Source organism: Paracoccus shandongensis (genome assembly GCF_017315735.1).
Lineage (GTDB): Bacteria > Pseudomonadota > Alphaproteobacteria > Rhodobacterales > Rhodobacteraceae > Paracoccus > Paracoccus shandongensis.
The window spans coordinates 396,617-418,887 of record NZ_JAFLRK010000001.1; the positions used below are offsets into that span (position 1 = coordinate 396,617).

Below are 22,271 nucleotides of genomic sequence, written 5' to 3' on the forward strand. Positions count from 1 at the left end.
GCGCGGGGGTGCCGCGCCGGGGTTTGTCACCGTCCCCGACGGATCAGTCCGGGAAGTTCGGGTGGTTCGGATCCAGGCCGATATGGGTGCCCAGGGCCTCCATGTCCGCCAGCAGCTTAACGGCTGCGGTGACCACATCCTCGCCCGCGGCGTCGCGCTTGGTTTCAGCGGCGCGGCGGTTGCGATGCGCGTCGGTCATCATCTCGTTGAAGATCTCTTGCGTGATCTCCTCACGGCGGTGGCCGCGTTCGGCCAGAAGGCTGACCGAATCGGCGCTGATCTCGACGAAACCGCCGGTCACGGCGAAATCGCTTGCCGTTCCGTCGGCGCCGATCACCGTGACCAGGCCGGGACGCAGCGTGACGATGGTGGGCGCGTGGCCGGGCATGGCGGTCAGGTCGCCATCCGTGCCCGGCAGGCGCACCTCGCGCACGGGAACAGAGACAAGTCTCCGTTCCGGCGACACGAGGTCGAACTGCATGGTATCGGCCATCCTGCCCCCTTACGCGGCTTCTGCCGCAAGACGCTGGGCTTTCGCCTTCACGTCCTCGATGTCGCCGACCATGTAGAAGGCGGCTTCGGGCAGGTGGTCGTATTCACCGGCAACCACGGCCTTGAAGGACGCGATGGTCTTTTCCAGCGGCACCTGGACGCCGTCGGACCCCGTGAAGACCTTGGCCACGTCGAAGGGCTGCGACAGGAAGCGCTGGATCTTCCGGGCGCGGGCCACGGTCAGCTTGTCCTCCTCGGACAGTTCGTCCATGCCCAGGATGGCGATGATGTCCTGCAGCGACTTGTATTTCTGCAGGATCCCTTGGACGTCACGGGCGACCTGGTAATGCTCCTCGCCGACGACGGCCGGGTCAAGGATCCGGCTGTTCGAGTCGAGCGGGTCCACGGCCGGATAGATGCCCAGTTCCGAAATCGCGCGCGACAGCACGGTCGTGGCGTCCAGGTGGGCGAAGGTCGTGGCGGGCGCCGGGTCGGTCAGGTCGTCGGCCGGAACATAGACGGCCTGGATCGAGGTGATCGAGCCGTTCTTGGTCGAGGTGATGCGTTCCTGCATCGCGCCCATGTCAGTGGCCAGCGTCGGCTGGTAACCCACGGCCGACGGGATGCGGCCCAGCAGAGCCGACACTTCGGAACCGGCCTGCGTGAAGCGGAAGATGTTGTCCACGAAGAACAGAACGTCGGTGCCGGTCGCGTCGCGGAACTGTTCCGCCACGGTCAGGCCGGTCAGGGCCACGCGCATCCGCGCCCCCGGGGGTTCGTTCATCTGGCCGTAAACCAGGGCCACTTGGCTTTCCGCCAGGTTGTCCGGCTTGATGACGCCCGATTCCACCATTTCGTGATACAGGTCGTTGCCTTCACGGGTCCGTTCACCGACGCCCGCGAACACGGAATAGCCCGAATGCACCTTGGCGATGTTGTTGATCAGTTCCATGATCAGAACGGTCTTGCCCACCCCGGCGCCGCCGAACAGGCCGATCTTGCCGCCCTTGGAGTAAGGGGCCAGCAGGTCGATGACCTTGATGCCGGTGACGAGGATTTCCGACGAGGTCGCCTGCTGCGCAAATTCCGGCGCGGGCTGGTGGATCGCGCGGCGTTCGGTCGCGGTGATGGGCGCGCCTTCGTCCACGGGCTCGCCCACGACGTTCAGGATGCGGCCCAGCGTCACGTCGCCCACCGGAACGGTGATCGGGCCGCCGGTGTCGGTCACGCGCTCGCCCCGGACCAGACCTTCGGTCGAATCCATGGCGATGGTGCGGACGGTGTTCTCGCCAAGATGCTGGGCCACTTCCAGGATCAGCTTCTTGCCGTTGTTGGTGGTTTCCAGCGCGTTCAGGATCGCGGGCAGGTGGTTGTCGAACTGCACGTCAACGACGGCGCCGATCACCTGCGTGATTTTACCAGTGGCCTCTGCCATGTGATTACCCCTAGGTGTCAGAGCGCCTCGGCGCCCGAGATGATTTCGATGAGTTCCTTGGTGATCGCGGCCTGACGCGAGCGGTTGTACTCGGTCGTCAGACGGTCGATCATCTCGCCCGCGTTGCGCGTGGCGTTGTCCATGGCCGTCATCCGCGCCCCCTGTTCGGAGGCCGCGTTTTCCAGAAGCGCCGCAAAGACCTGCGTCGCGACCGAACGCGGCAAGAGGTCGGCCAGAATGGCCTCCTCGCCGGGTTCGTAATCGTAAAGCGCCGTGGCCCCGCCAGCCGCCTGGCCTTCCGGCATTTCCGCCGGGATGATCTGGCGGGCGGTCGGAACCTGGCTGATCACCGATTCGAAGCGGTTGTAGAACAGCGTCGCCACGTCGAAATCGCCCGCCTCGAAGCGGTCCAGCACGTCGTCGGCAATGGCGCGGGCGTTGTCATAGCCCACGCGCTTGACCTCGGACATATCGACATGGCTGACGAACAGGCTGCCGTATTCGCGCTTCAGCTGCTCGCGGCCCTTCTTGCCGACGGTCAGGATCGCGACCTCTTTCCCTTCGCCCCGCAGGCGGTCGGCGTGCTGCCGGGCCAGCTTGACGATGGTGCTGTTGAAGCCGCCCGCCAGACCGCGTTCCGAGGTCATCACGACCAGCAGATGCTTGCGGTCCGCACCCGTCCCGGCCAGCAGGCGCGGCGCCGATGCCGAACCGGCCGCATTCGCGGTCAGCCCGGCCATCACCGCCGCCATGCGGTCGGCATAGGGACGCGCGGCTTCCGCCGCGTCCTGCGCCCGGCGCAGCTTCGCGGCGGCGACCATCTGCATCGCCTTCGTGATCTTCCGCGTGTTCTTGACGCTTCCGATCCGGTTCTTGAGATCCTTGAGACTGGGCATCTATTCCCCCTCTCAGGCGCGGGTCTTGTTGTATGCGTCCAGAGCGGCCTTGATCGCGTCTTCCAACTCGCCCGAAACCTTGCGGTCGTTGCGGGTCATGTCGTCCAGCAGGTCGGCCTTCTGGTTGCGCAGGAACTGGATCAGCCCGTCTTCCCAGGCGACGACTTCCTTGACCGGAATGTTGTCGATATAGCCCTTGGTCCCGGCATAGATCACGATCACGATTTCCGCGTTCGTCAGCGGACGATACTGCGGCTGCTTCATCAGCTCGGTCAGGCGCGAGCCGCGGTTCAGCAGGCGCTGCGTCGCGGCGTCAAGGTCGGACCCAAACTGGGCGAAGGCCGCCATCTCGCGATACTGGGCCAGTTCCAGCTTGACCGGACCCGCGACGGATTTCATCGCCTTGGTCTGGGCCGCCGAACCCACGCGGGACACGGACAGGCCGGTGTTCACGGCCGGACGGATGCCCTGGAAGAACAGTTCGGTTTCCAGGAAGATCTGGCCGTCGGTGATCGAGATCACGTTGGTCGGGATATAGGCCGACACGTCGCCCGCCTGGGTTTCGATGATCGGCAGCGCGGTCAGCGAGCCCGCGCCATTGGCCTCGTTCAGCTTGGCCGAACGCTCCAGCAGGCGGGAATGCAGATAGAACACGTCGCCCGGATAGGCTTCGCGCCCGGGCGGACGGCGCAGCAGCAGCGACATCTGGCGGTAAGCCACCGCCTGCTTGGACAGGTCGTCATAGATGATCAGCGCGTCCATGCCGTTGTCGCGGAAGTATTCGCCGATGGCCGTGCCCGAATAGGGCGCCAGGAACTGCATCGGCGCGGGATCCGAGGCGGTCGCGGCGACGATGGTCGTATAGGCCATGGCGCCGGTTTCTTCCAGCTTCTTGACCAGCTGGGCGACGGTCGAACGCTTCTGGCCCACCGCGACATAGATGCAGTGCAGCGTCTTCATGCCCTCGGCCTCGCGGCCGTTGTAGTTTTGCTGGTTAAGGATCGTGTCCAGAACGATGGCGGTCTTGCCGGTCTGGCGGTCGCCGATGATCAGCTCGCGCTGGCCGCGGCCGACGGGGATCATGGCGTCAACCGACTTCAGGCCGGTCGCCATCGGTTCATGCACCGACTTGCGCGGCATGATGCCGGGGGCCTTCACGTCGGCGATCCGGCGCTCGGTGTATTCGATGGGGCCCTTGCCGTCGATCGGGTTGCCAAGCGCGTCCACGACGCGGCCCAGCAGGCCCTTGCCGACCGGCACGTCCACGATGGACCGGGTGCGCTTGACGGTGTCGCCTTCGCGGATCGAGCGGTCGTCCCCGAAGATCACGATGCCGACGTTGTCGGTCTCAAGGTTCAGCACCATGCCCCGGACGCCGCCGGGGAATTCCACCATCTCGCCGGCCTGCACCTTGTCCAGGCCATAGACGCGGGCGATGCCGTCGCCCACGGACAGCACCTGGCCCACCTCGGCCACCTCGGCCTCCTGGCCGAAATTCCTGATCTGATCCTTGAGGATGGCCGAGATTTCGGCAGCCTGGATTCCCATTATCCGACCTCTTTCATAGCATTCTGGAGGGAGGCGAGCTTCGAGCGGATCGAGCTGTCGATCATCTGCGAGCCCAGCTTGACGATCATGCCGCCGATGAGGGTTTCATCGACGCGCGTGTTCAGTTTGACGATCTTGCCCGACTTCTGCGCCAGCGTGTCGCGCAGCCGCGCCTGCTGGTCGTCGGTCAGCGCGACGGCGCTGGTCACGTCGGCGGTCACCTCGCCGCGTTCCTCGGCGATCAGCGCCTGCAGCTGGCGCACCAGTTGCGGCAGCACGAACAGGCGGCGGTTGCGGGCCATCAGTTGCAGCGTGTTGGCCAGCACCGGCGAAAAGCCCATGCGCTGCGCCAGCGCGGCAATGGCGGCGGACTGCTGGTCGCGCGTGTAGATGGGCGAGCTGATCAGGGCGCGCAGATCGGCGCTGTCGTCCAGCGCCGCGCGCAGGTCGGCGGTCTGCTGGGCCAGGGCGTCCAAGCCCCCCTCTTCCCTGACAATATCGAAGACGGCCTGCGCATAGCGCCCGGCGATGCTCTGGGACATGGAAACAGAGTTGGCCACGGTCATCCTTTACGGTTTGCGCAAGCCCCGCTGGCGGGCCGGGCGTTTGTCCGGTCTGTCGCGGGGTGCGGGTCGCATTCGCACGGCCTTCAGGGGACCGTCATGAAATCTGCGGCGTCTCTAGCAGGTGAAATCGGCCCGGGCAACCGGCTAGCGCACGGAAATGAGAAGGATTGCGACCTTCGGATCCCGGCGCCTTCCCGCGCAGGCGGCGGCGCGCCCCCGGACCCGGTGGACAGCGGCGGCAGGGCGGGTTTTTCGCGGTTGCAGCATGAACAACCCGGCGCGACCCGCCAACCTTGCGGTGGACGAGGCACGCCGGGGGCAACTGGCAACGCTGCAAAGACAGGCTCGGCGAAACGAAGACTCGTTACCAGCAGGCTGCCAGCTACCGCTTTCGTATAGGCGGTTTCGCTGCGGTGCGGCAGATCACCTTATGGACAGGTCAGGGGTCGATTCGGGCAGGTTGCGCAGGATTTTCTTGCAGATGCTGCAAGTTCCGGCCCACCGGCGCGCGGGTCGGGCGCGGCTTGACGACGCCGTCCAGGATCTCCAGCGGGTTTGGCACATGGACGCGCAGTTCTGGGCCCAGGGGCGCGCGGACCTGCTTGGTCAACTCGATCAGCACGACGCCCGCGATCAGCACCCGGCTGATGCGCGCCCCAGTGCGTTCCCACATCTGCGCGCTGCCCAGCCAGAAGCGCCGGTCCGAGGGCGGGATATAGACCGCCGAGCCATGCCAGTCGGGCACAAAGCCCGCCCGGCGCGCCTGCGTCTCGATCTGGCCGGTGGTATAGCTGCGCCCCAGGCCAAAGGGCGTGCGGTCGGACGCCGCCCACAGCCCCGCGCGGTTGGGCACCATCACCATGATCCGCCCGCCCGGACCAAGCACGCGCCAGGCCTCGGCCAGCAGGGCGTCGGGATCGTCGCTGGTTTCCAGCCCGTGCAGCATCACCAGCCGGTCCACGCTGCCGGTTTCCAGCGGCCAGGCGGTCTCGTCGCACAGGACGCTGTGGTTGGGCATCCCGGCGGGCCAGGACATCACCCCCTGCGGCCCGGGCATCAGCGCCGTGACGCGCCGGGCGGTCGGCAGATAGGGCCGCAGCATCGGGGCGGCAAAGCCGAAGCCCGCGACGTTCATGCCGGTGCAGCCCCCCGGCGGCCAGCGCGTCACCAGCCGGTCGCGCAGGATGCGCTGCACCACGCGCCCAAGCGCCCGCTGGTAATAGAAGCTGCGGAGATCCGCGATATCGTGGTGCATTGCGCCCCGGCCCGGCTTTTGACAGGCTCGACCACATCACAGGAAAGGGACTTTGCCAATGCCGCTGGAACTGGTCACGCTGCGCTGCCGGACGGACAACTATGCCTATCTGCTGCATGGCGAGGAAGGCACGGTCCTGATCGACGCGCCCGAAGCCGCGCCGATCCTGCGAGAGCTTTCAGCGCGGGACTGGACCCTGTCCGCGATCCTTCTGACCCATCACCACGCCGACCACACCGATGGCGTGGCGGAAATCGTGCGCGAGACCGGCGCCATGGTCATCGGCGCGGCGGCGGACGCCCATCGCCTGCCCCCGCTGGACCTGCGGATCACGCCGGGCGAGCCGCTGGAGGTTCTGGGCGAGCCGATCGAGATCATCGACGTGCCCGGCCACACCATCGGTCACGTCGCCTTCCATTTCCCGCAATCGGGCGTCGTCTTCACCGCCGACAGCCTGATGGCCCTTGGCTGCGGCCGCCTGTTCGAGGGGACGGCCCAGATGATGTGGGACAGCCTGTCCCGCCTGAACGCCCTGCCCGCCGATACGCTGATCTGTTCGGGCCACGACTATTGCGCGGGCAACGGCGCCTTCGCGCTGTCGGTCGATCCCGGCAACCAGGCGCTGCGCGAGCGGCTGGCGGCCGTGCAAGAGGCGCGCCAGCCCTGCGCGCCCGCCACGCTGGCCCTGGAAAGGGCCACCAACCCCTTCCTGCGGGTGGCGGCGCTGCGCGCGTCCCTGGGCATGGAAAACGCCCCGGATGCCGAGGTTTTCGCGCGTCTTCGATCCATGAAGGACGCCTTCTGACGGCAAGGGCAAAGCGCCGCTTGGCAGGCCGTGCTTGAAATTCGCCGGGCCAGGCATCACATCTGCCTCAACCGTGGGAAAATCGTGGCATCCGCGTGAAAAAGCACTTGATGCCGGGCGAATTCCACCAAATCTTAACTGTATCGTGACAGTCTGGGCAGGTGGGTACAAGATATGCCCATACCGCCAGTCGACTGGACAGGAGACGACCGTGCCAAGTTTCTCGACTTCCCTGGAACAGGCCATTCACCAGGCGCTTGCCCTGGCGAACGAACATCGACACGAGCTTGCCACGCTCGAACACCTGCTGCTGGCCCTGACCGAGGAGACGGACGCGGTCAAGGTGATGCGGGCCTGCAATGTCGACCTGGATGAACTGCGCAAGCTGCTGATCGACTTCATCGAAGACGATCTTTCGACCCTCATCACCGATGTCGAGGGGTCCGAGGCCGTGCCCACCGCCGCCTTCCAGCGGGTGATCCAGCGCGCCGCGATCCATGTCCAAAGCTCGGGCCGGCAAGAGGTGACGGGCGCCAACGTGCTGGTCGCGATCTTTGCCGAACGCGAATCCAACGCGGCCTTCTTCCTGCAGGAAATGGACATGACCCGTTACGACGCGGTCAACTTCATCGCGCATGGCGTGGCGAAGAACCCGTCCTTCAACGAAAATCGCAAGGTCGTGGGGTCGGACGAACCCGAACAGAAGCAGGCCGAGGCCGCGCCCGAAGCCAAGGACGAAACCGCGCTTGGCAAATACTGCGTGGACCTGAACGCCAAGTCGAAAAAGGGCGATGTGGATCCCCTGATCGGCCGCGAGGCCGAGGTGGAGCGCGCGATCCAGGTGCTGTGCCGCCGCCGCAAGAACAACCCGCTGCTGGTGGGCGATCCGGGCGTGGGCAAGACCGCCATCGCCGAAGGGCTGGCGCTGAAGATCACGCGCGGGGAAACCCCGGACGTGCTGGCGGGCGCCACGATCTTCTCGCTCGACATGGGCGCGCTGCTGGCGGGCACCCGCTATCGCGGCGATTTCGAGGAACGCCTGAAGGCCGTCGTGAAGGAGTTGGAAAACCACCCCGACGCGATCCTGTTCATCGACGAGATCCATACGGTGATCGGCGCGGGCGCGACCTCGGGCGGGGCGATGGATGCGTCGAACCTGCTCAAGCCCGCCCTGTCGGGCGGCAAGCTGCGCTGCATGGGATCCACCACCTACAAGGAGTTCCGGCAGCACTTCGAAAAGGACCGCGCGCTGAGCCGCCGGTTCCAGAAGATCGACGTGAACGAACCCTCTGTGGCCGACACCATCAAGATCCTGATGGGCCTGAAGCCCAGCTTCGAGAAGCACCACGACCTGCGCTATACCAACGAGGCGATCAAGTCGGCGGTGGAACTGGCCAGCCGCTATATCAACGACCGCAAGCTGCCCGACAGCGCCATCGACGTGATCGACGAGGCGGGCGCGGCGCAGCACCTGGTCAGCGAAAGCAAGCGCCGCAAGACGATCAGCCCCAGGGAGATCGAGGCCGTCGTGGCCAAGATCGCCCGCATCCCGCCCAAGAACGTCAGCAAGGACGATGCCGAGGTTCTGCGCGATCTGGAAGCGACCCTCAAGCGCGTGGTCTTCGGCCAGGACGCGGCGATCACTGCGCTGTCCTCGGCCATCAAGCTGGCGCGGGCGGGCCTGCGCGAACCGGAAAAGCCCATCGGCAACTATCTGTTCGCCGGGCCGACCGGGGTGGGCAAGACCGAGGTCGCCAAGCAACTGGCCAGCACGCTGGGCGTCGAACTGTTGCGCTTCGACATGTCGGAATACATGGAAAAGCACGCGGTGTCCCGCCTGATCGGCGCGCCTCCGGGCTATGTCGGCTTTGACCAGGGCGGGATGCTGACCGACGGGGTGGACCAGCATCCGCATTGCGTGCTGCTGCTGGACGAGATCGAGAAGGCGCACCCGGATGTCTACAACATCCTGCTGCAGGTGATGGACCACGGCAAGCTGACCGACCACAACGGCCGGCAGGTGGATTTCCGCAACGTGATCCTCATCATGACCTCGAACGCGGGCGCGTCCGACATGCAGAAGGCCGCGATCGGCTTCGGCCGCGACAAGCGCGAGGGCGAGGATACCGCCGCCATCGAGCGGACCTTCACGCCCGAGTTCCGCAACCGGCTGGACGCGATCATCAGCTTTGCCGCGCTGTCGCGCGACGTGGTGGTCCATGTGGTCGAGAAGTTCGTGCTGCAGTTGGAAGCGCAACTGATGGACCGCAACGTCCATATCGAACTGACCCCGGAAGCCGCCGATTGGCTGGCCGAAAAGGGCTATGACGACAAGATGGGCGCCCGTCCCCTTGGCCGCGTGATCCAGGAACACATCAAGAAGCCGCTGGCCGAGGAACTGCTGTTCGGCCGGCTGACCAAGGGCGGCGTGGTCCGCGTGAAGATCGAGGACGACAAGCCCGTCTTCGACATCACCGGCCCCGACGCCCCCCGCATCGGCAAGTCCAGGACGCCGCTGCTGACGGCGGATTGATCTCCACAATAGCCTGGAAGCCCCGCCCGACCCTGTCGCGGCGGGGCTTTCCTTTGCCAGAGCATGGGTTCGTCCTTCCAAGGCCACCCGCAGGCGACCGTCGCCGCGGCGCTTTCGTTGCCGGAGGGGGCGTGCCGAAGGCACAGCGTTTCCGGCCCCCTCGATGGGGGCGGGAAACGCTTCCCGCTCAGCCGGGACGAACCAGCCGCGCCGGAATCAGGCCGCGCAAGGCGTTGCCCATGAACAGGTTCCCCGCATCCAGGTCGCCGGGCAGAAGCCGCGCCTCCTGGGCCTTGCCTGCGTCAATCAGCGACTGACGCAGCACCCCTGGCAACAGCCCGCAGTCCAGCGGCGGCGTCAGGAACCGATCCCCCCGCCGCAGGAACAGGCTGGTGATGGTTCCCTCGCAAACCTCGCCGCGCTCGTTCAGCAGGATCGCCTCGTCCACGCCGTCCGACAGCGCGGCGCGGGCGTGGTCATAGACCGGCCGGTGAGAGGTCTTGATGCGCAGCCAGGGATCGGCGCAGTCCAGCCGCAAGGGCGACAGGACTACCCGCCAGAAGGCCGGGTTCGGCGGCAGCGGCTGGTGCGTCACGCCGACCGTCCCCGCGCCATCCACCGTCAGCCGCACCCGCAGAACCTGCCCGCGCGGCAGATCCACCAAGGCGTCCCCGACCGCCGCCCAATCCAGCGGGAATCCCACCGCCGCGCAGTCCCGCCGCAGCCGGTCGCGGTGCAGCGACCACAGTGCGATGCGGCCATCCGCCTCGGCCCGCATGGTTTCAAAGACGGTCAGCCCCTCGGGGACAGGTCCAGGAATGCGGCCTTGCACAGTGCTTCCTCCCATTCCGATCCGGCGCGGCTGTCATGGGTGATGCCGCCGCCGACGTTCAGCCTCAGCCGCCCCGGCGCGACCATGACCGGTGACCGGATGGCGACCGAAAACCGCATCGGCCCCGCCGGATCCGCCCAGCCGATGGCGCCGCAATAAACGCCGCGGGCCGCCCCCTCCAGTTCGGCAATGATCTCCATGGCGCGGATCTTGGGCGCGCCGGTGATCGAGCCGCAGGGAAACAGCGCGCGCAGGATATCGGTCAGGCGCGTGCCGGGGACAAGCCGCCCCTCGACGGTCGAGGTCATCTGGTGAACCGTCGCATAGGCCTCGACCCCGAACAGGCGCGGCACGCGGACAGAGCCCGGCTGGCAGACATGGCTGATATCGTTGCGCAGCAGATCCACGATCATCAGGTTCTCGGCGCGGTCCTTGGGGGATGCGGCCAGCATCGCCGCCGCTGCCGCATCCGCCGCCGGATCCGCCCCGCGCGGGGCGGTGCCCTTCATGGGCCGCGTCTCGATCCGGCCGGTTTCATCGACCGCGAAGAACAGTTCCGGGCTGCGCGACAGCACGACCGGGCCGCCCAGGGCGACAAAGGCCCCCTCGCCCACCGGCTGCCGCGCGGCCAGGGCGGCATAGATCGCCAGCGGATCGCCCGCGACATCGGCCTCCATCGGGAAGGTCAGGTTGATCTGGTAGGTATCGCCCGCCAGGATATAGCGGTGGACCGCCGCGATTGCCCGGTCATAGCGGTCGCGTGTCCACAGCGGACGCGCCGGGCCGATGACGGCACCCGCCGGATCGGGCAAGGGCGGCGCGGGACGGGGCGCGTCGAAGACGCCCATCAGGATCAGAGGCACATCGCGCGCGCCGGGCATCAGCCGCCGCAAGCGCGGCGCCAGCGCATGGCCCAGTTCATAGGACAGAGAACCCGCAAGCCAATGGCCCGCCGCACGGGCGGCCTCGGTCCGCGCCAGGGCCTGCTCGACCTCGTCGGGGCCGTCGGCGCGGATCAGGTCCAGCGGGTCCGCGAACAGGGTGCCGCCGGGCAGCGGCCCCGTGTCGAAGCGGATCACTTCGCGGCCTTGGCCTTGGCCGCAAGGTCGCGGGCGATGGCGAAGGCGCCCTTGATGCGGTCGGCGTCGGATTTCCAGTCGTCTGCCACGAAGATCTTGTTGCCGGTGATCTTGGCCCGCGCGCGGTTGTCGGTCATGAATTCGACCAGACCGGCGGGGTTCGGGAACTTGTCCATGTGGAACTGGACCGTCGCGCCCTTCGGCCCCGCGTCCAGGCGCGAGATGTTGGCCCGCTTGGCCATCGCCTTGATGCGGATCACCAGCAGAAGCGTGTTCACCTCTCGCGGCAGGGGGCCGAAGCGGTCGATCAGTTCGGCGGCGAAACCCTCAAGCTCGACCTTGGTGGTCAGGCCGGAGAGGCGGCGATAAAGGCCAAGGCGCACGTCCAGGTCTGGGATATAGCTTTCCGGGATCGTGACGGGCACGCCCAGGTTCAGTTGCGGCGCCCATTCGTCCTCGGGCGTGCCCTCGATCTCGCCCGATTTCAACTTGGCGATGGTTTCCTCCAGCATCTGCTGGTAAAGCTCGAAGCCGACCTCCTTGATATGGCCCGACTGCTCCTCGCCCAGCAGGTTGCCGGCGCCGCGCAGGTCCAGGTCCTGGCTGGCAAGGTTGAAGCCCGCGCCAAGGCCGTCGATGGACCCCAGGAACTTCAGCCGCCGCATGGCCTGCGGGGTCAGCGGCTGGCGCGGTTTCGTTGTCAGATAGCAATAGGCCCGCGTCTTGGACCGGCCCACCCTGCCCCGGATCTGGTACAGCTGCGCAAGACCGAACATGTCGGCGCGCCAGACGATCATGGTGTTGGCGGTGGGGATGTCGAGGCCGCTTTCCACGATGGTCGTCGCCAGCAGCACGTCGTGGCTGCCGTCGTAGAAGGCGTTCATGCGGCTGTCCAGATCGCCCGCAGCAAGCTGGCCATGGGCGACCAGGTAGTTCAGTTCTGGCATGTTCTCCTTCAGCCAATGCTCGACATCGGGCAGGTCGGACAGGCGCGGGACCACAAAGAAGCTTTGGCCGCCGCGGTATTTCTCGCGCAGCAGGGCTTCGCGGATGGTCACGCTGTCGAACTCGGACACATAGGTGCGGATCGACAGGCGGTCCACCGGCGGCGTGCCGATCACCGACAGGTCGCGCACGCCGGTCAGCGACAGTTGCAGCGTGCGCGGGATCGGCGTCGCGGTCAGCGTCAGGACGTGGATGTCCGACCGCAACTCCTTGAGCCGTTCCTTGTGGGCGACGCCGAAATGCTGTTCCTCGTCGATGATCAGCAGGCCCAGGTTCTTGAAGCGCACGCCCTTGGCCAGCACCGCATGGGTGCCGACCACGATATCGACCGAGCCGTCGGACAGCCCTTCGCGCGTCTTGGCCGCGTCTTTGGCCGACACGAAGCGCGACAAGGGGCGCACGCAGATCGCCGTGCCGCGAAAGCGTTCGGCGAAGGTCTTGAAATGCTGGCGCGCCAGCAGCGTGGTCGGCGCGACCACCGCGACCTGCATCCCCCGGCTGGCGGCGATGAAGGCCGCGCGCATGGCGACCTCGGTCTTGCCAAAGCCCACGTCGCCCACGATCAGCCGGTCCATGGGACGGCCCGCCGCCAGATCCTCGGTCACGTCGTCGATGGCGGAAAGCTGGTCCTCGGTTTCGCTGTAGGGGAAGCGGGCGGCGAAGGCCTGCCAGTCGTGATCCTCGGGTTCCAGCACGGGGGCGGCGCGCAGCAGGCGTTCGGCGGCCACCCGCATCAGCTTGTCCGCGATCAGCTTGATGCGCTCCTTGAGCCGCGCCTTCCGCGCCTGCCAGGCGCCGCCGCCCAGACGGTCCAGCAGCCCTTCCTCGTGCCCATAGCGGGACAGCAGTTCGATATTCTCGACCGGCAGATAGAGCCGGTCGCCGCCCGCATATTCCAGCGCCACGCAGTCGTGCGGGACGCCTGCGGCCTTGATCGTCTCAAGCCCCGTGTAGCGGCCGATGCCGTGTTCGACATGGACGACCAGATCGCCCGGCGTCAGGCTGGTGGTGTCCTTCAGGAAGTTGTCGGCCTTGCGGCGCTTCTTCGCGCCCCGGATCAGCCGGTCGCCCAGCACGTCCTGTTCGGAAATCACCGCCAGCTTGCCCAAGGCCTGCCCGTCGGCCACGAAGCCTTCGTCCAGCGGCCAGACGGCCAGACCCACGCTGCCCGGCGTGTCGGACAGGTTGCGGATGTCGGCGATGGGCTTGGCGCCCGCCAGGCCTTCATCGGCCAGCAGCCCCGACAGGCGTTCCCGCGCCCCGTCCGAGAAGCTGGCGACGATCACCCGGTGATCCCTGGAAAGCGCCTTCACATGATCGGCAAGGGCCTTGAACAGGTTGACGCTTTCGGCCTGTCGTTCGGGCGCGAAGTTGCGGCCTACGCGCCCGCCCGCGTCCAGCACCCCCGGCCCCGGGGGCTGCGGCAGGACCGACAGGCGCAGCACCCGATGCGCGGCCAGCCAGGACGCCCATTCGCCTTCGGTCGGGAACATCGCGTCGGGCGGCACGGGCTTATAAACCGTGTCGCTGCGGCCCTTGGCGGCCATCGCGGCCTTTCGCGCCCCGAACTGTTCGTTGATCATGCCGCGCCGGGCGTCGATCACCTGCCCCACATGGTCGTCCAGAACCACGGACGCGCCGGGCAGATAGTCGAACAGGCTTTCCATCCGGTCGTGGAACCAGGGCAGCCAGTGTTCCATCCCTGCCGTCTTGCGGCCCGCGCTGACGCTTTCATAAAGCGGATCGTTGGTGCCGCCGCCGTATTCCGTGCGGTAGTTCTGCCGGAACCGGGTGATGGCGTCCTCGTCCAGGATCACCTCGGACATCGGCGCAAGCTCGATCCGCGACAGCTTTTCGGTGGTGCGCTGCGTTTCCGCGTCAAACCGGCGCGCGCCGTCCAGCACGTCGCCGAACAGGTCCAGCCGCACCGGGCCGGATTCGCCCGGCGGGAAGATGTCGATGATCCCGCCGCGCACGGCATAGTCGCCGGGTTCGGTCACGGTGGGCGATTGCGCAAACCCCATGCGGACCAGGAAATCGCGCAGCGCGCCTTCGTCGATGCGGTCGCCCACGCGGGCGATGAAGCTGGCGTTTTGGACCACCGCGCGCGCGGGCACCCGTTGCAGCACCGCGTTCAGCGTGGTCAGCAGCACGAAGGGCCCCTTGACCGCCCCCTGCGCCAGTCCGGCCAGCGTCGCCATCCGCGCCGCCTGGATGTCGGGCGAGGGCGAGACGCGGTCATAGGGCGTCGTGTCCCAGGCCGGGAAATCCAGCACCGCAAGGTCGGGCGCGAGGAAGGCCAGCGCCGCGCGCATGGCGGCCATGCGGCGGTCGTCGCGGGCGATGTGGATGACGGGCGCGCCGCGCGCGGCCTCGCGCGCGATCAGGGCGGCGTCATAGCCTTCGGGCGCGCCGGAAAGGATCAGGTGTTCGGCCATGGGGGTGAGGTAAAGCGCGGGGCGGCGGAGTCAAGGTCAGAAGCCATAGGGATGGAACACCGACCACAGCGCCCCCCACAGCGCGGTGACGGCCACCGCCGCCATGGACAGGGCCGTGACCAGCCGCCGGTGGATCACCATGCGCCGCACCGCCTCGGCCGCGGCTTCGGGGATCGGGCGCGCGCCCTGTTCGGCCGCCTCCAGAAGCGGCATCAGGCGGCGCGCCAGGGACACGCGCATCCAGAACAGGATCGCCAGGGGCAGCAGCAGCAGGAAGGACGCCAGCGCCAGTTCCAGGTCATAGCCGATGCCCATGATCGCCAGCGAGGTCAGCGCAAATCCCGTCAGCCCCAGGAAGACCGCCCCCTCGGGCGCGCTGAGCCGCCAGCGGGGCAGCACCAGCGACAGCCAGTCCAGCAGGTGCAGCACGGTCGGGGAATCGCCCTTGTCCGCCTGCACGGCCATGCGGGCACGGCCGACGATTTCCGCCGGGACGCCGATCACGCTGCGCCCGGTCAGGGACCAGGTGCCGATCACCACGAGCCAGTACCAGATCGTGCCAAAAGACCGGCTGTCCAGAAAGCCGATCAGGCTGTCGAATTGAGGCACGCGGGCTTCCTTGTCCTTGGTCGCGGGCGACCTTAGAACGGCTGTTGCCGAAGGAAAAGCCGTTCCGGAAAAGGAAGCCCGCCATGCCCACGCCGATCATCGCCCCCTTCCCCGCATCCCGCCTGCGCCGCTTGCGCCGCACGCCCGCGATCCGCGCCATGGTGTCGGAATGCGACATGACGCCCGCAAACCTGATCTGGCCGATCTTCGTGACCGAGGTTCCGGGGGCCGAGGGCGAGATCGCCTCCATGCCCGGCGTCGAACGGCTGACGCTGGACGGCGCGCGCCGCGCGGCGGAACGGGCGGCGGCGCTGAACATCCCGGCCATCTGCATCTTTCCCCATTCGGACCAGGATCTCAGGACGGAAACCTGCGAGCGTGCCTGGGATCCCGACAATATCGGCAACCAGGCCATCCGCGCCGTCAAGGAAACCGTGCCCGAACTGGCGGTTATGACCGACATCGCGCTCGATCCCTATAACGCCAACGGCCATGACGGCATCGTCGTGAACGGAGAGATCCTGAACGACGAAACGGTCGAGGCGCTGGTGCGCATGGCCCTGGTCCAGGCGGAAAGCGGGGCCGACATCCTGGGGCCCAGCGACATGATGGACGGGCGCATCGGCGCGCTGCGGGGCGCGCTGGAAGCGGCGGGGCACAAGCACACGGCGATCCTGTCCTATGCGGCCAAGTTCGCGTCCAGCTTCTATGGCCCGTTCCGGGACGCGGTGGGCGCATCCGGGCGGCTGGTGGGCGACAAGAAGACCTATCAGGTCAACCCCGCGAACCGGGGCGAGGCGATCCGCTGCGTGGCCCGCGACCTGGCCGAGGGCGCGGACATGGTGATGGTGAAACCCGGCCTGCCCTATCTGGACATCTGCCGCGCCGTGAAGGACCAGTTCGGCGCGCCGACCTTCGCCTATCAGGTCAGCGGCGAATACGCGATGCTGGAGGGCGCGATCCGCAACGGCTGGCTGTCGCGTGATGCGATGTTCGAAAGCCTCCTGTGCTTCCGCCGGGCGGGTTGCGACGGGATCCTCACCTATTTCGCGCCGCAGGTCGCCGAGGCTATTCAAAGACGACATGGATAATCGGCCATATAAACTAAAGGTAGAAAAATATCCCAATCAATCGCCCAAGACTTATCTGCTAATTACTTTTTAGTAAATATAAGTTGATTTTCAAGTTATTATGGTTCTAAATCGGTAGAGACGTTGTTTAAGGGGTAACGGAAATGAAAACCAGTTTTCTTGCAGCCGCCCTTGTGGCGGGCCTACCCTTTGCCGCCAGTGCGGCAATCATCGACAATGGAACGATCCAGATGGGTGTCGACACCCTAGGCCAGTTGAACGTTGGCGGTGGCAAGCCTTCGGCAGGTGGGGTCACCCCGACCGGCCTGCGCTATATACCTACCAACTATGAGGCGACTGCGCCGGGGTGCCTTTGCGAAGGCTGGGGCGTGGGCATCGGCGACCCGGGCGCCACTGCTTTCGGTTATGCCAACAATGCTGCCGGAATCAGCAACCTGACCTCGGTGTCATTCACGAACACTGCATCGACCGCAACTTCGGTCGCGACGGTCGATGGAACCGGTCTGCGTGTCACGCATACCTTCACGCCCGCGGCAGAAACGGCCAACCTTTATCGCGTATCGGTCAAGATCGAAAATACCGGCGCGACGGACATTGCCGATCTGCGCTATACCCGCACCTTCGACTGGGACGTCGAACCCACGTCCTTCAACGAATATGTCACGCATGTTGGAACGGGCACGACATCGACGCTGCTGTATTCGAACAACAATGGTTTCGAAAACTCCAACCCGTTCGCTTTGCGCAGCCCGATCGGAGGTGTCGCGGCGAATACGGACTTCACGGACGCGGGTGCCTTCGACCACGGATCGAACTTCGACTTCGGCTTCGGCGAACTGAAAGCAGGCGAAGCTTACGACTTTGACATCTTCTATGGCGCCGCCGCCAATGAAACCATGGCCATCGCGGCCCTGAGCGCGGTCCAGGTCGAGCTTTACTCGCTGGGCCAGTCCATGTCTTCTGCCGGGGGTCCGGCCAACGACGACGTGACCTTCATGTTCGCCTTCAAGGGCGTGGGCGGTTCGATCGTGGTGCCGCCGGTCGATCCTGCCCCCGTTCCGGTGCCGGCTGCGGGCTTCCTGCTGCTGGGTGGCCTGGGTGCCATGGGCGCGTTGCGCCTGCGCCGCAAAAACGGCTAGGAAAATCGCGCCATTACCGTTCAGATAGCGGCGGCTGAAAGGCTGCCGCTTTTTATTGTCAGTGGAAAAAGATCATGATTCGTTTCGACAGTGCTGCGCTTGGATTGGCAGGTCTCTTGCTGGCCGTGACAGGCGCACAGGCGCAGGAACCAGCCACATGCGATCCAGCGACCGACCGCTGCAGCGGCCTTGTCCGGCTGGTGGCCGAAGGGGACCAGACCTTTGCAACGGTCAGCCTTCAGGTCGGCAAATCGCGGGCGGATGCAGTGCTGTTCGTCATTGCCCCGCTGGGCATCGCGGCCCGGCCAGGGGTTCGGATCGTCGCCAACCCCGGCGCGGTCGAGATCCCGCTGCCGCTGGATGTGTGCTTTCCCGATGGCTGCCGCGCCTCGGCCGACTTGTCAGCCGAGCAACTGGCCCAGGTGACGGGCGCCCAGACCCTGTCGGTGCAATTCATTCCGTTTTCGTCGACCGAGACTGTTTCGGGCGAATTGGCCGTCGCCGATCTGATCGCGCCCTTGCGGCAGGCCGGGGTCAACCTGCCCTGATCCCGCAGGCGCCGGCAGAGAATCGCTGTCAGTGTGGAAACGCGTGACAGCATCCGGCAAAATCTTTAGGCCATTGTGCAAAGGGCCGTCACGTGCCCTGTAAACATTCGGGGACGACAGATGAGCATGTCAAGCAAGATCAACCGGCGCATGGCTCTGGCCGGAGGCGCTGCGGCCCTGGCCTTGGCAGGGTGCAGCAACGCGGTGGGCACCAATGCGGGCGCCGAACTGGATGCGCGCGTGGATGCCACGCACAACTATCTGATCCAGAACTATCCGTCCGCGCAGGCGCTGGTGCAGAACGCCAAGGGCGTCCTCTACATGCCCCTGATGACCGAGGCCGCGTTGGGCTTTGGCGGGGCCTACGGCCAGGGCGCGCTGCGGATCGGCGGAGCGACGGTGGATTACTATTCCGCCACCCGCGCGACCGTGGGCCTGCAGGCGGGCGCGCAGCAATATGCGCATGTGCTGATCTTCCAGACGGATGCGGCGCTTGCATCCTTCCGCGCCTCGCCCGGCTGGCTGGCGGGGGCCAATGCCTTCTACGCGATCCCGCAGGGCGGCATGGCGCTTGGGGCCGATACGATCACGGCGCAGCTGCCGGTCGTGGCGATGATCTTCGGCCAGGCGGGGTTGATGGCGGGCGCGTCGATCGAGGGCACGAAATACACCCGCGTCATCCCGTCCGAGATCCCGACGCTGGGCTTTGGCGGCATGGGTCTGCCGCAGATGGGGCGGGGGTAAGCCGCAACCCGCATTGATCGGCTAGCCGGGCGGGAAAAGGAAATGCGAGGAGCATTTCCCCCGCCCTTCACGCGACGGTGCAACCAGAAACGGTGACGCAAAGACCACGAAAGGCCAGCGCCCGACCCGAGGGGGGGTGCAAGCGCCCGCCTGGGGGCGGGGCGGGCGCTGGCCGGGCCTTTGAGGCCCGGCGGTTCAGGTGGATAGGGCGCGACGTGGCGAAGGCGATGGCCTTCGCCAATCTCAGCCCGAGGTCAAATGCCGCAACCCATGCGTCACATCCGCGCGCACGGCCAGCCGCAGCGCCGGTTCGTCCCCCGCTCGCAGCGCGGCCAGGATCATGCGGTGGTGGCGCGGCGGCTCGTTCCGCTTTACCCGGCCATACAGCGCCCGCATCGTCGGGCCCAGTTGCAGCCAGATCGTTTCCAGCATCGCCAGCATCGCCGGGGCCTGCGCGCGCAAGTAAAGCATCCGGTGGAATTCCAGGTTGCAGCGGATATAGCCGACCGCATCGTGGTTTTCCACGGCATCGGCGATGCGCGCGTTCATCTGCGCCAGCCGGTCGATCAGCGCGAAATGCGCGCGCGGCAAGGCACGGGCGGCCAGTTCCGGCTCGATCAGGGCACGAAGGGCCGCCAGTTCCTCGATCCGGTCGTCCGACAGCGCGGGCGTGGTGACGCGGCCGGATGCCGACAGGGTCAGCGCGCCCTCGGCCACCAGGCGGCGCACGGCCTCGCGCGCGGGGGTCATGGACAGGTTGTATTCGCGGGCGATGCCGCGCAGGGTCAGCGCCTTGCCGGGGGGCAGTTCGCCCAGCATGATCCGGCTGCGCAGGTTGCGATACAGCTTTTCATGGGCCGACGGGTCGGAAGGGCGAGCGGGGGCGTTCATGCTCCGGGTTGTGATCACAAAACCACGGCACGTCAATCCCCCGCCGGGTCGCGGAACTGCCAGGCCATCAGATCCGACCCGTGCCGCCGCAGCCAGTCGCGGTGGCGTGCGTAATCCGGCATCAGCCCCGCCACCGCCGCCCAGAAGCGGGGCGAATGGTCCATGTGGCGCAGGTGCGCGACCTCGTGCGCCGCGACGTAATCCAGCACGGCGGGCGGGGCCATCGCCAGCCGCCAGGAAAACATCAGCCGCCCGTCGGATGTGCAACTGCCCCAGCGGGACCGCGTGTCGCGCAGCACGATGGCCGTGAAGGGTCGGCCAAGCGCCCCCGCATGGCGGTCGCAGGCCGCGCGCAGCTCTGCCATGGCGCGATGCTTGAGAAAGGCCTGCGCCACCGGACCCGCCGGGCGGCTGGCGGGCAGCAGCAGGGCATCGTCCGCAATGGCGGCGGCGCGGACGGCGGCGGGCACCAGCACCAGGGGCTCCCCGGCCACCGGCAGCGCAGCCCCATGCCGCACGATGCTGGGCGCGGGCCGCCGCTGCGCCGCTTGCAGCAGCCAGCCGGACTTGGCTTCCGCAAAGGCCGCCCCGTCGGACAGCGCCACATGGGCGGGCAGCGTCAGCACCACCGGCCCGCCGTCGCGCGGCACCCTCAGGGTCATGCGCCGCGCGCGTGCCGAGCGCCGCCAGGTGATCCGCATCCCGTTGCCGATGATGAACGCGCTGGCCATCCGCCTGCCCTTGCCCTGCCCTGCAATCCCTGTCAGAAAAGCCTTTGACAGCCCCCGGCACCTGTGGCAGGGGGACCACCGATTTCCCTAAACACGGCGGAAGGAAAATGCCATGCCCAAAGAGGAATGGGGCACGAAACGCCTGTGCCCGCACTGCGCGACGCGCTTTTACGACCTGCGCGCCAACCCGATGACCTGCCCCGCCTGCGGGAACACGTTCACGCTGGAAAGCCTGACCGATAGCCGCGGCAAGACGCTGGTCACCGAAAAGACCGCCGTTCGCGACGACGAAGACCTTGTCGATGACGAGGAGGAGTTGGGCGACGATGCCGGCGATCTGGACGATGATCTGCTGGAGGAAGACGATGACGACGGCGACGTGTCGCTGGACGACATCGCGGATGTCGCCGACAACGACGAGGAATAAGGAAAAGGCCGGTCCCGGGACCGGCCTTTTTCATGATGCGCCAGGGCAACCGCGCTGTTGTCCGGCCCCCCTGCCCGGTGGTATCAAAACCCCAGGGTCCGGGATGGGGACAAAGCCGATGGCAACAGCGTTTCACAAGGCGGCAGCCCTGTTCCTGGCCGCCATCCTGGCAGGGGCTCCGGCCACTGAGGCCTGCACGCGCGCCGTCTATCTGGGCCCCGAGGGGCGCGTCCTGACCGGGCGCAGCTTCGACTGGAGCGCGCCGATCACCAGCAACCTTTGGGTCTTTCCGCGCGGCATGGAACGCGACGGCCGGGCCGGGCCGCGCTCGGTCGCCTGGACCTCGCGCTATGGCAGCTTGGTCGTGTCGGGCTATGACATCTCGACCGTGGACGGCCTGAACGAGGCCGGGCTGGCGGCCAACCTGCTGTGGCTGGCGGACGCCGAGTATCCCGGGGACGACGGCACCACCCCGCGCATGTCGCTGTCGATCTGGGCGCAATACTTCCTCGACAACTTCGCCACCGTGGCCGAGGCCGTGGATCACCTGCGCGCCAACCCGTTCGACGCCGTGACGGGCGAGGTTCCGGCCATGCCCGGGCGCATGACCACGGTGCACCTGTCGCTGTCGGACGCCACCGGCGACAGCGCCATCCTGGAATGGATCGACGGCGAGCTGATGATCCACCACGGGCGCGACCATCGGGTGATGACCAACGAGCCGCGCTACGAGGACCAGCTTGCCGTGCGCGCCTATTGGGACCGGGTGAACCCCCGCGAGTTCCTGCCGGGCACCAGCCGGGCCACCGACCGCTTCGTGCGCGCGTCCTTCTATATCGACGCCGTGCAGCAGTCGGCCGACCCGCGCATCGCCGCCGCCGCGACCATGAGCGTGATCCGCAACGCCTCGACCCCCTGGGGCATCAGCGTGCCGGGACAGCCGAACCTTGCCACCACCCGCTGGCGCGTCGTGGCCGACCAGACCGACCGGCTGTTCTATGCCGAATCCGCGTTGTCGCCGAACGTGTTCTGGGTGGACCTGAAGCGGCTCGACTTTTCGGAAGGCGCCCCGCCGATGAAGCTCGACCTTGGCGTGGACATGAGTCGCATCCTGTCGGGCGAGGTGTCGGGGCAGTTCGTGGCGGCCGATCCCTTCGGCTTTGAACCCGCCGAGTAGGGCGGAGAGGATCGGCGTGCAATCGCTGCC

At 66.9% G+C, this 22,271-nt stretch carries 20 protein-coding genes; 8 read left to right on the forward strand and 12 right to left on the reverse strand.

Features of this window, described 5'->3' with window-relative positions; translation table 11 throughout:
* Nucleotides 1–43: 43 nt before the first annotated feature.
* From JX613_RS01905 to JX613_RS01930, 6 genes are all read right to left on the reverse strand, one after another.
* Nucleotides 44–493, reverse strand: coding sequence for a F0F1 ATP synthase subunit epsilon (locus JX613_RS01905; protein WP_207099738.1), 450 nt, complete (start codon nucleotides 491–493; stop codon nucleotides 44–46).
* Between the two features lie 9 nt (nucleotides 494–502).
* Nucleotides 503–1,927 carry a F0F1 ATP synthase subunit beta gene (gene atpD / locus JX613_RS01910; RefSeq protein WP_207099739.1) on the reverse strand — a complete coding sequence of 475 codons (1,425 nt, stop codon included), beginning with the start codon at nucleotides 1,925–1,927 and terminating at the stop codon, nucleotides 503–505.
* Nucleotides 1,928–1,944: 17 nt separating this feature from the next.
* The gene (locus JX613_RS01915) at nucleotides 1,945–2,823 is read right to left on the reverse strand and encodes a F0F1 ATP synthase subunit gamma (protein WP_207099740.1); all 879 of its coding nucleotides are present in this window, start codon (nucleotides 2,821–2,823) and stop codon (nucleotides 1,945–1,947) included.
* Between the two features lie 12 nt (nucleotides 2,824–2,835).
* The gene (gene atpA / locus JX613_RS01920; protein WP_207099741.1) at nucleotides 2,836–4,371 is read right to left on the reverse strand and encodes a F0F1 ATP synthase subunit alpha; all 1,536 of its coding nucleotides are present in this window, start codon (nucleotides 4,369–4,371) and stop codon (nucleotides 2,836–2,838) included.
* Nucleotides 4,371–4,937 carry a F0F1 ATP synthase subunit delta gene (locus tag JX613_RS01925; RefSeq protein ID WP_207099742.1) on the reverse strand — a complete coding sequence of 189 codons (567 nt, stop codon included), beginning with the start codon at nucleotides 4,935–4,937 and terminating at the stop codon, nucleotides 4,371–4,373. The genes atpA and JX613_RS01925 overlap by 1 nt, the downstream gene beginning before the upstream one ends.
* 439 nt (nucleotides 4,938–5,376) lie before the next feature.
* Entirely contained in the window at nucleotides 5,377–6,192 is an 816-nt protein-coding gene (locus tag JX613_RS01930) for a methyltransferase domain-containing protein (RefSeq protein ID WP_207099743.1), read from the reverse strand.
* Nucleotides 6,193–6,250: 58 nt separating this feature from the next.
* Here JX613_RS01930 and gloB point away from each other — a divergent pair, with 58 nt between their 5' ends.
* Both gloB and clpA read left to right on the forward strand, forming a co-directional pair.
* Nucleotides 6,251–6,997, forward strand: a complete 747-nt coding sequence (gloB, locus tag JX613_RS01935; protein WP_207099744.1) for a hydroxyacylglutathione hydrolase — start codon at nucleotides 6,251–6,253, stop codon at nucleotides 6,995–6,997.
* Nucleotides 6,998–7,208: 211 nt separating this feature from the next.
* Entirely contained in the window at nucleotides 7,209–9,530 is a 2,322-nt protein-coding gene (clpA, locus tag JX613_RS01940; protein ID WP_207099745.1) for an ATP-dependent Clp protease ATP-binding subunit ClpA, read from the forward strand.
* A gap of 187 nt (nucleotides 9,531–9,717) precedes the next feature.
* On the opposite strand, the gene JX613_RS01945 is transcribed toward clpA, so the two are convergent.
* From JX613_RS01945 to JX613_RS01960, 4 genes are read right to left on the reverse strand one after another with little or no spacing between them, the layout of a single operon-like run.
* The gene (locus JX613_RS01945; protein ID WP_207099746.1) at nucleotides 9,718–10,362 is read right to left on the reverse strand and encodes an aminotransferase class IV; all 645 of its coding nucleotides are present in this window, start codon (nucleotides 10,360–10,362) and stop codon (nucleotides 9,718–9,720) included.
* Entirely contained in the window at nucleotides 10,323–11,441 is a 1,119-nt protein-coding gene (locus tag JX613_RS01950; protein WP_419538800.1) for an aminodeoxychorismate synthase component I, read from the reverse strand. The genes JX613_RS01945 and JX613_RS01950 overlap by 40 nt, the downstream gene beginning before the upstream one ends.
* A complete protein-coding gene (mfd, locus tag JX613_RS01955) occupies nucleotides 11,438–14,884 on the reverse strand; it encodes a transcription-repair coupling factor (protein ID WP_207099747.1) in 3,447 nt (1,148 codons plus the stop codon). The genes JX613_RS01950 and mfd overlap by 4 nt, the downstream gene beginning before the upstream one ends.
* 36 nt (nucleotides 14,885–14,920) lie before the next feature.
* Entirely contained in the window at nucleotides 14,921–15,493 is a 573-nt protein-coding gene (locus JX613_RS01960; protein WP_207099748.1) for a hypothetical protein, read from the reverse strand.
* An 83-nt stretch (nucleotides 15,494–15,576) separates the two neighbouring features.
* Between JX613_RS01960 and hemB the strand changes: the two genes are divergently transcribed.
* From hemB to JX613_RS01980, 4 genes are all read left to right on the forward strand, one after another.
* Nucleotides 15,577–16,584: a porphobilinogen synthase gene (hemB, locus tag JX613_RS01965; RefSeq protein WP_207099749.1), complete on the forward strand. Its 1,008-nt coding sequence runs from the start codon at nucleotides 15,577–15,579 to the stop codon at nucleotides 16,582–16,584.
* Between the two features lie 143 nt (nucleotides 16,585–16,727).
* Nucleotides 16,728–17,723: a VPLPA-CTERM sorting domain-containing protein gene (locus tag JX613_RS01970; protein ID WP_207099750.1), complete on the forward strand. Its 996-nt coding sequence runs from the start codon at nucleotides 16,728–16,730 to the stop codon at nucleotides 17,721–17,723.
* Nucleotides 17,724–17,797: 74 nt separating this feature from the next.
* Nucleotides 17,798–18,271, forward strand: coding sequence for an invasion associated locus B family protein (locus JX613_RS01975; RefSeq protein WP_207099751.1), 474 nt, complete (start codon nucleotides 17,798–17,800; stop codon nucleotides 18,269–18,271).
* 126 nt (nucleotides 18,272–18,397) lie between these two features.
* Nucleotides 18,398–19,015, forward strand: coding sequence for a lipid-binding SYLF domain-containing protein (locus JX613_RS01980; RefSeq protein ID WP_237168304.1), 618 nt, complete (start codon nucleotides 18,398–18,400; stop codon nucleotides 19,013–19,015).
* 243 nt (nucleotides 19,016–19,258) lie between these two features.
* On the opposite strand, the gene JX613_RS01985 is transcribed toward JX613_RS01980, so the two are convergent.
* Both JX613_RS01985 and JX613_RS01990 read right to left on the reverse strand, forming a co-directional pair.
* Entirely contained in the window at nucleotides 19,259–19,906 is a 648-nt protein-coding gene (locus JX613_RS01985; protein WP_207099753.1) for a GntR family transcriptional regulator, read from the reverse strand.
* Between the two features lie 32 nt (nucleotides 19,907–19,938).
* Nucleotides 19,939–20,637 (reverse strand): M48 family metallopeptidase, encoded by a 699-nt coding sequence (locus JX613_RS01990; RefSeq protein WP_207099754.1) that lies wholly within the window; start codon nucleotides 20,635–20,637, stop codon nucleotides 19,939–19,941.
* Between the two features lie 112 nt (nucleotides 20,638–20,749).
* On the opposite strand from JX613_RS01990, the gene JX613_RS01995 reads away from it, so the two are divergent.
* Both JX613_RS01995 and JX613_RS02000 read left to right on the forward strand, forming a co-directional pair.
* Nucleotides 20,750–21,064 carry an FYDLN acid domain-containing protein gene (locus JX613_RS01995; RefSeq protein WP_207099755.1) on the forward strand — a complete coding sequence of 105 codons (315 nt, stop codon included), beginning with the start codon at nucleotides 20,750–20,752 and terminating at the stop codon, nucleotides 21,062–21,064.
* Nucleotides 21,065–21,182: 118 nt separating this feature from the next.
* Nucleotides 21,183–22,241 carry a linear amide C-N hydrolase gene (locus JX613_RS02000; RefSeq protein ID WP_207099756.1) on the forward strand — a complete coding sequence of 353 codons (1,059 nt, stop codon included), beginning with the start codon at nucleotides 21,183–21,185 and terminating at the stop codon, nucleotides 22,239–22,241.
* Nucleotides 22,242–22,271: the final 30 nt, after the last annotated feature.

Coding starts and splice junctions, on each gene's coding strand:
- JX613_RS01985 (WP_207099753.1), bottom strand. CDS start 19,906: ATGAACGCCCCCGCTCGCCCTTCCGACCCGTCGGCCCATGAAAAGCTG.
- gloB (WP_207099744.1), top strand. CDS start 6,251: ATGCCGCTGGAACTGGTCACGCTGCGCTGCCGGACGGACAACTATGCC.
- hemB (WP_207099749.1), top strand. CDS start 15,577: ATGCCCACGCCGATCATCGCCCCCTTCCCCGCATCCCGCCTGCGCCGC.
- JX613_RS01930 (WP_207099743.1), bottom strand. CDS start 6,192: ATGCACCACGATATCGCGGATCTCCGCAGCTTCTATTACCAGCGGGCG.
- JX613_RS01915 (WP_207099740.1), bottom strand. CDS start 2,823: ATGCCCAGTCTCAAGGATCTCAAGAACCGGATCGGAAGCGTCAAGAAC.
- JX613_RS01970 (WP_207099750.1), top strand. CDS start 16,728: ATGAAAACCAGTTTTCTTGCAGCCGCCCTTGTGGCGGGCCTACCCTTT.
- JX613_RS01995 (WP_207099755.1), top strand. CDS start 20,750: ATGCCCAAAGAGGAATGGGGCACGAAACGCCTGTGCCCGCACTGCGCG.
- mfd (WP_207099747.1), bottom strand. CDS start 14,884: ATGGCCGAACACCTGATCCTTTCCGGCGCGCCCGAAGGCTATGACGCC.
- JX613_RS01925 (WP_207099742.1), bottom strand. CDS start 4,937: ATGACCGTGGCCAACTCTGTTTCCATGTCCCAGAGCATCGCCGGGCGC.
- JX613_RS02000 (WP_207099756.1), top strand. CDS start 21,183: ATGGCAACAGCGTTTCACAAGGCGGCAGCCCTGTTCCTGGCCGCCATC.
- JX613_RS01990 (WP_207099754.1), bottom strand. CDS start 20,637: ATGGCCAGCGCGTTCATCATCGGCAACGGGATGCGGATCACCTGGCGG.
- JX613_RS01980 (WP_237168304.1), top strand. CDS start 18,398: ATGTCAAGCAAGATCAACCGGCGCATGGCTCTGGCCGGAGGCGCTGCG.
- JX613_RS01975 (WP_207099751.1), top strand. CDS start 17,798: ATGATTCGTTTCGACAGTGCTGCGCTTGGATTGGCAGGTCTCTTGCTG.
- JX613_RS01905 (WP_207099738.1), bottom strand. CDS start 493: ATGGCCGATACCATGCAGTTCGACCTCGTGTCGCCGGAACGGAGACTT.
- atpA (WP_207099741.1), bottom strand. CDS start 4,371: ATGGGAATCCAGGCTGCCGAAATCTCGGCCATCCTCAAGGATCAGATC.
- atpD (WP_207099739.1), bottom strand. CDS start 1,927: ATGGCAGAGGCCACTGGTAAAATCACGCAGGTGATCGGCGCCGTCGTT.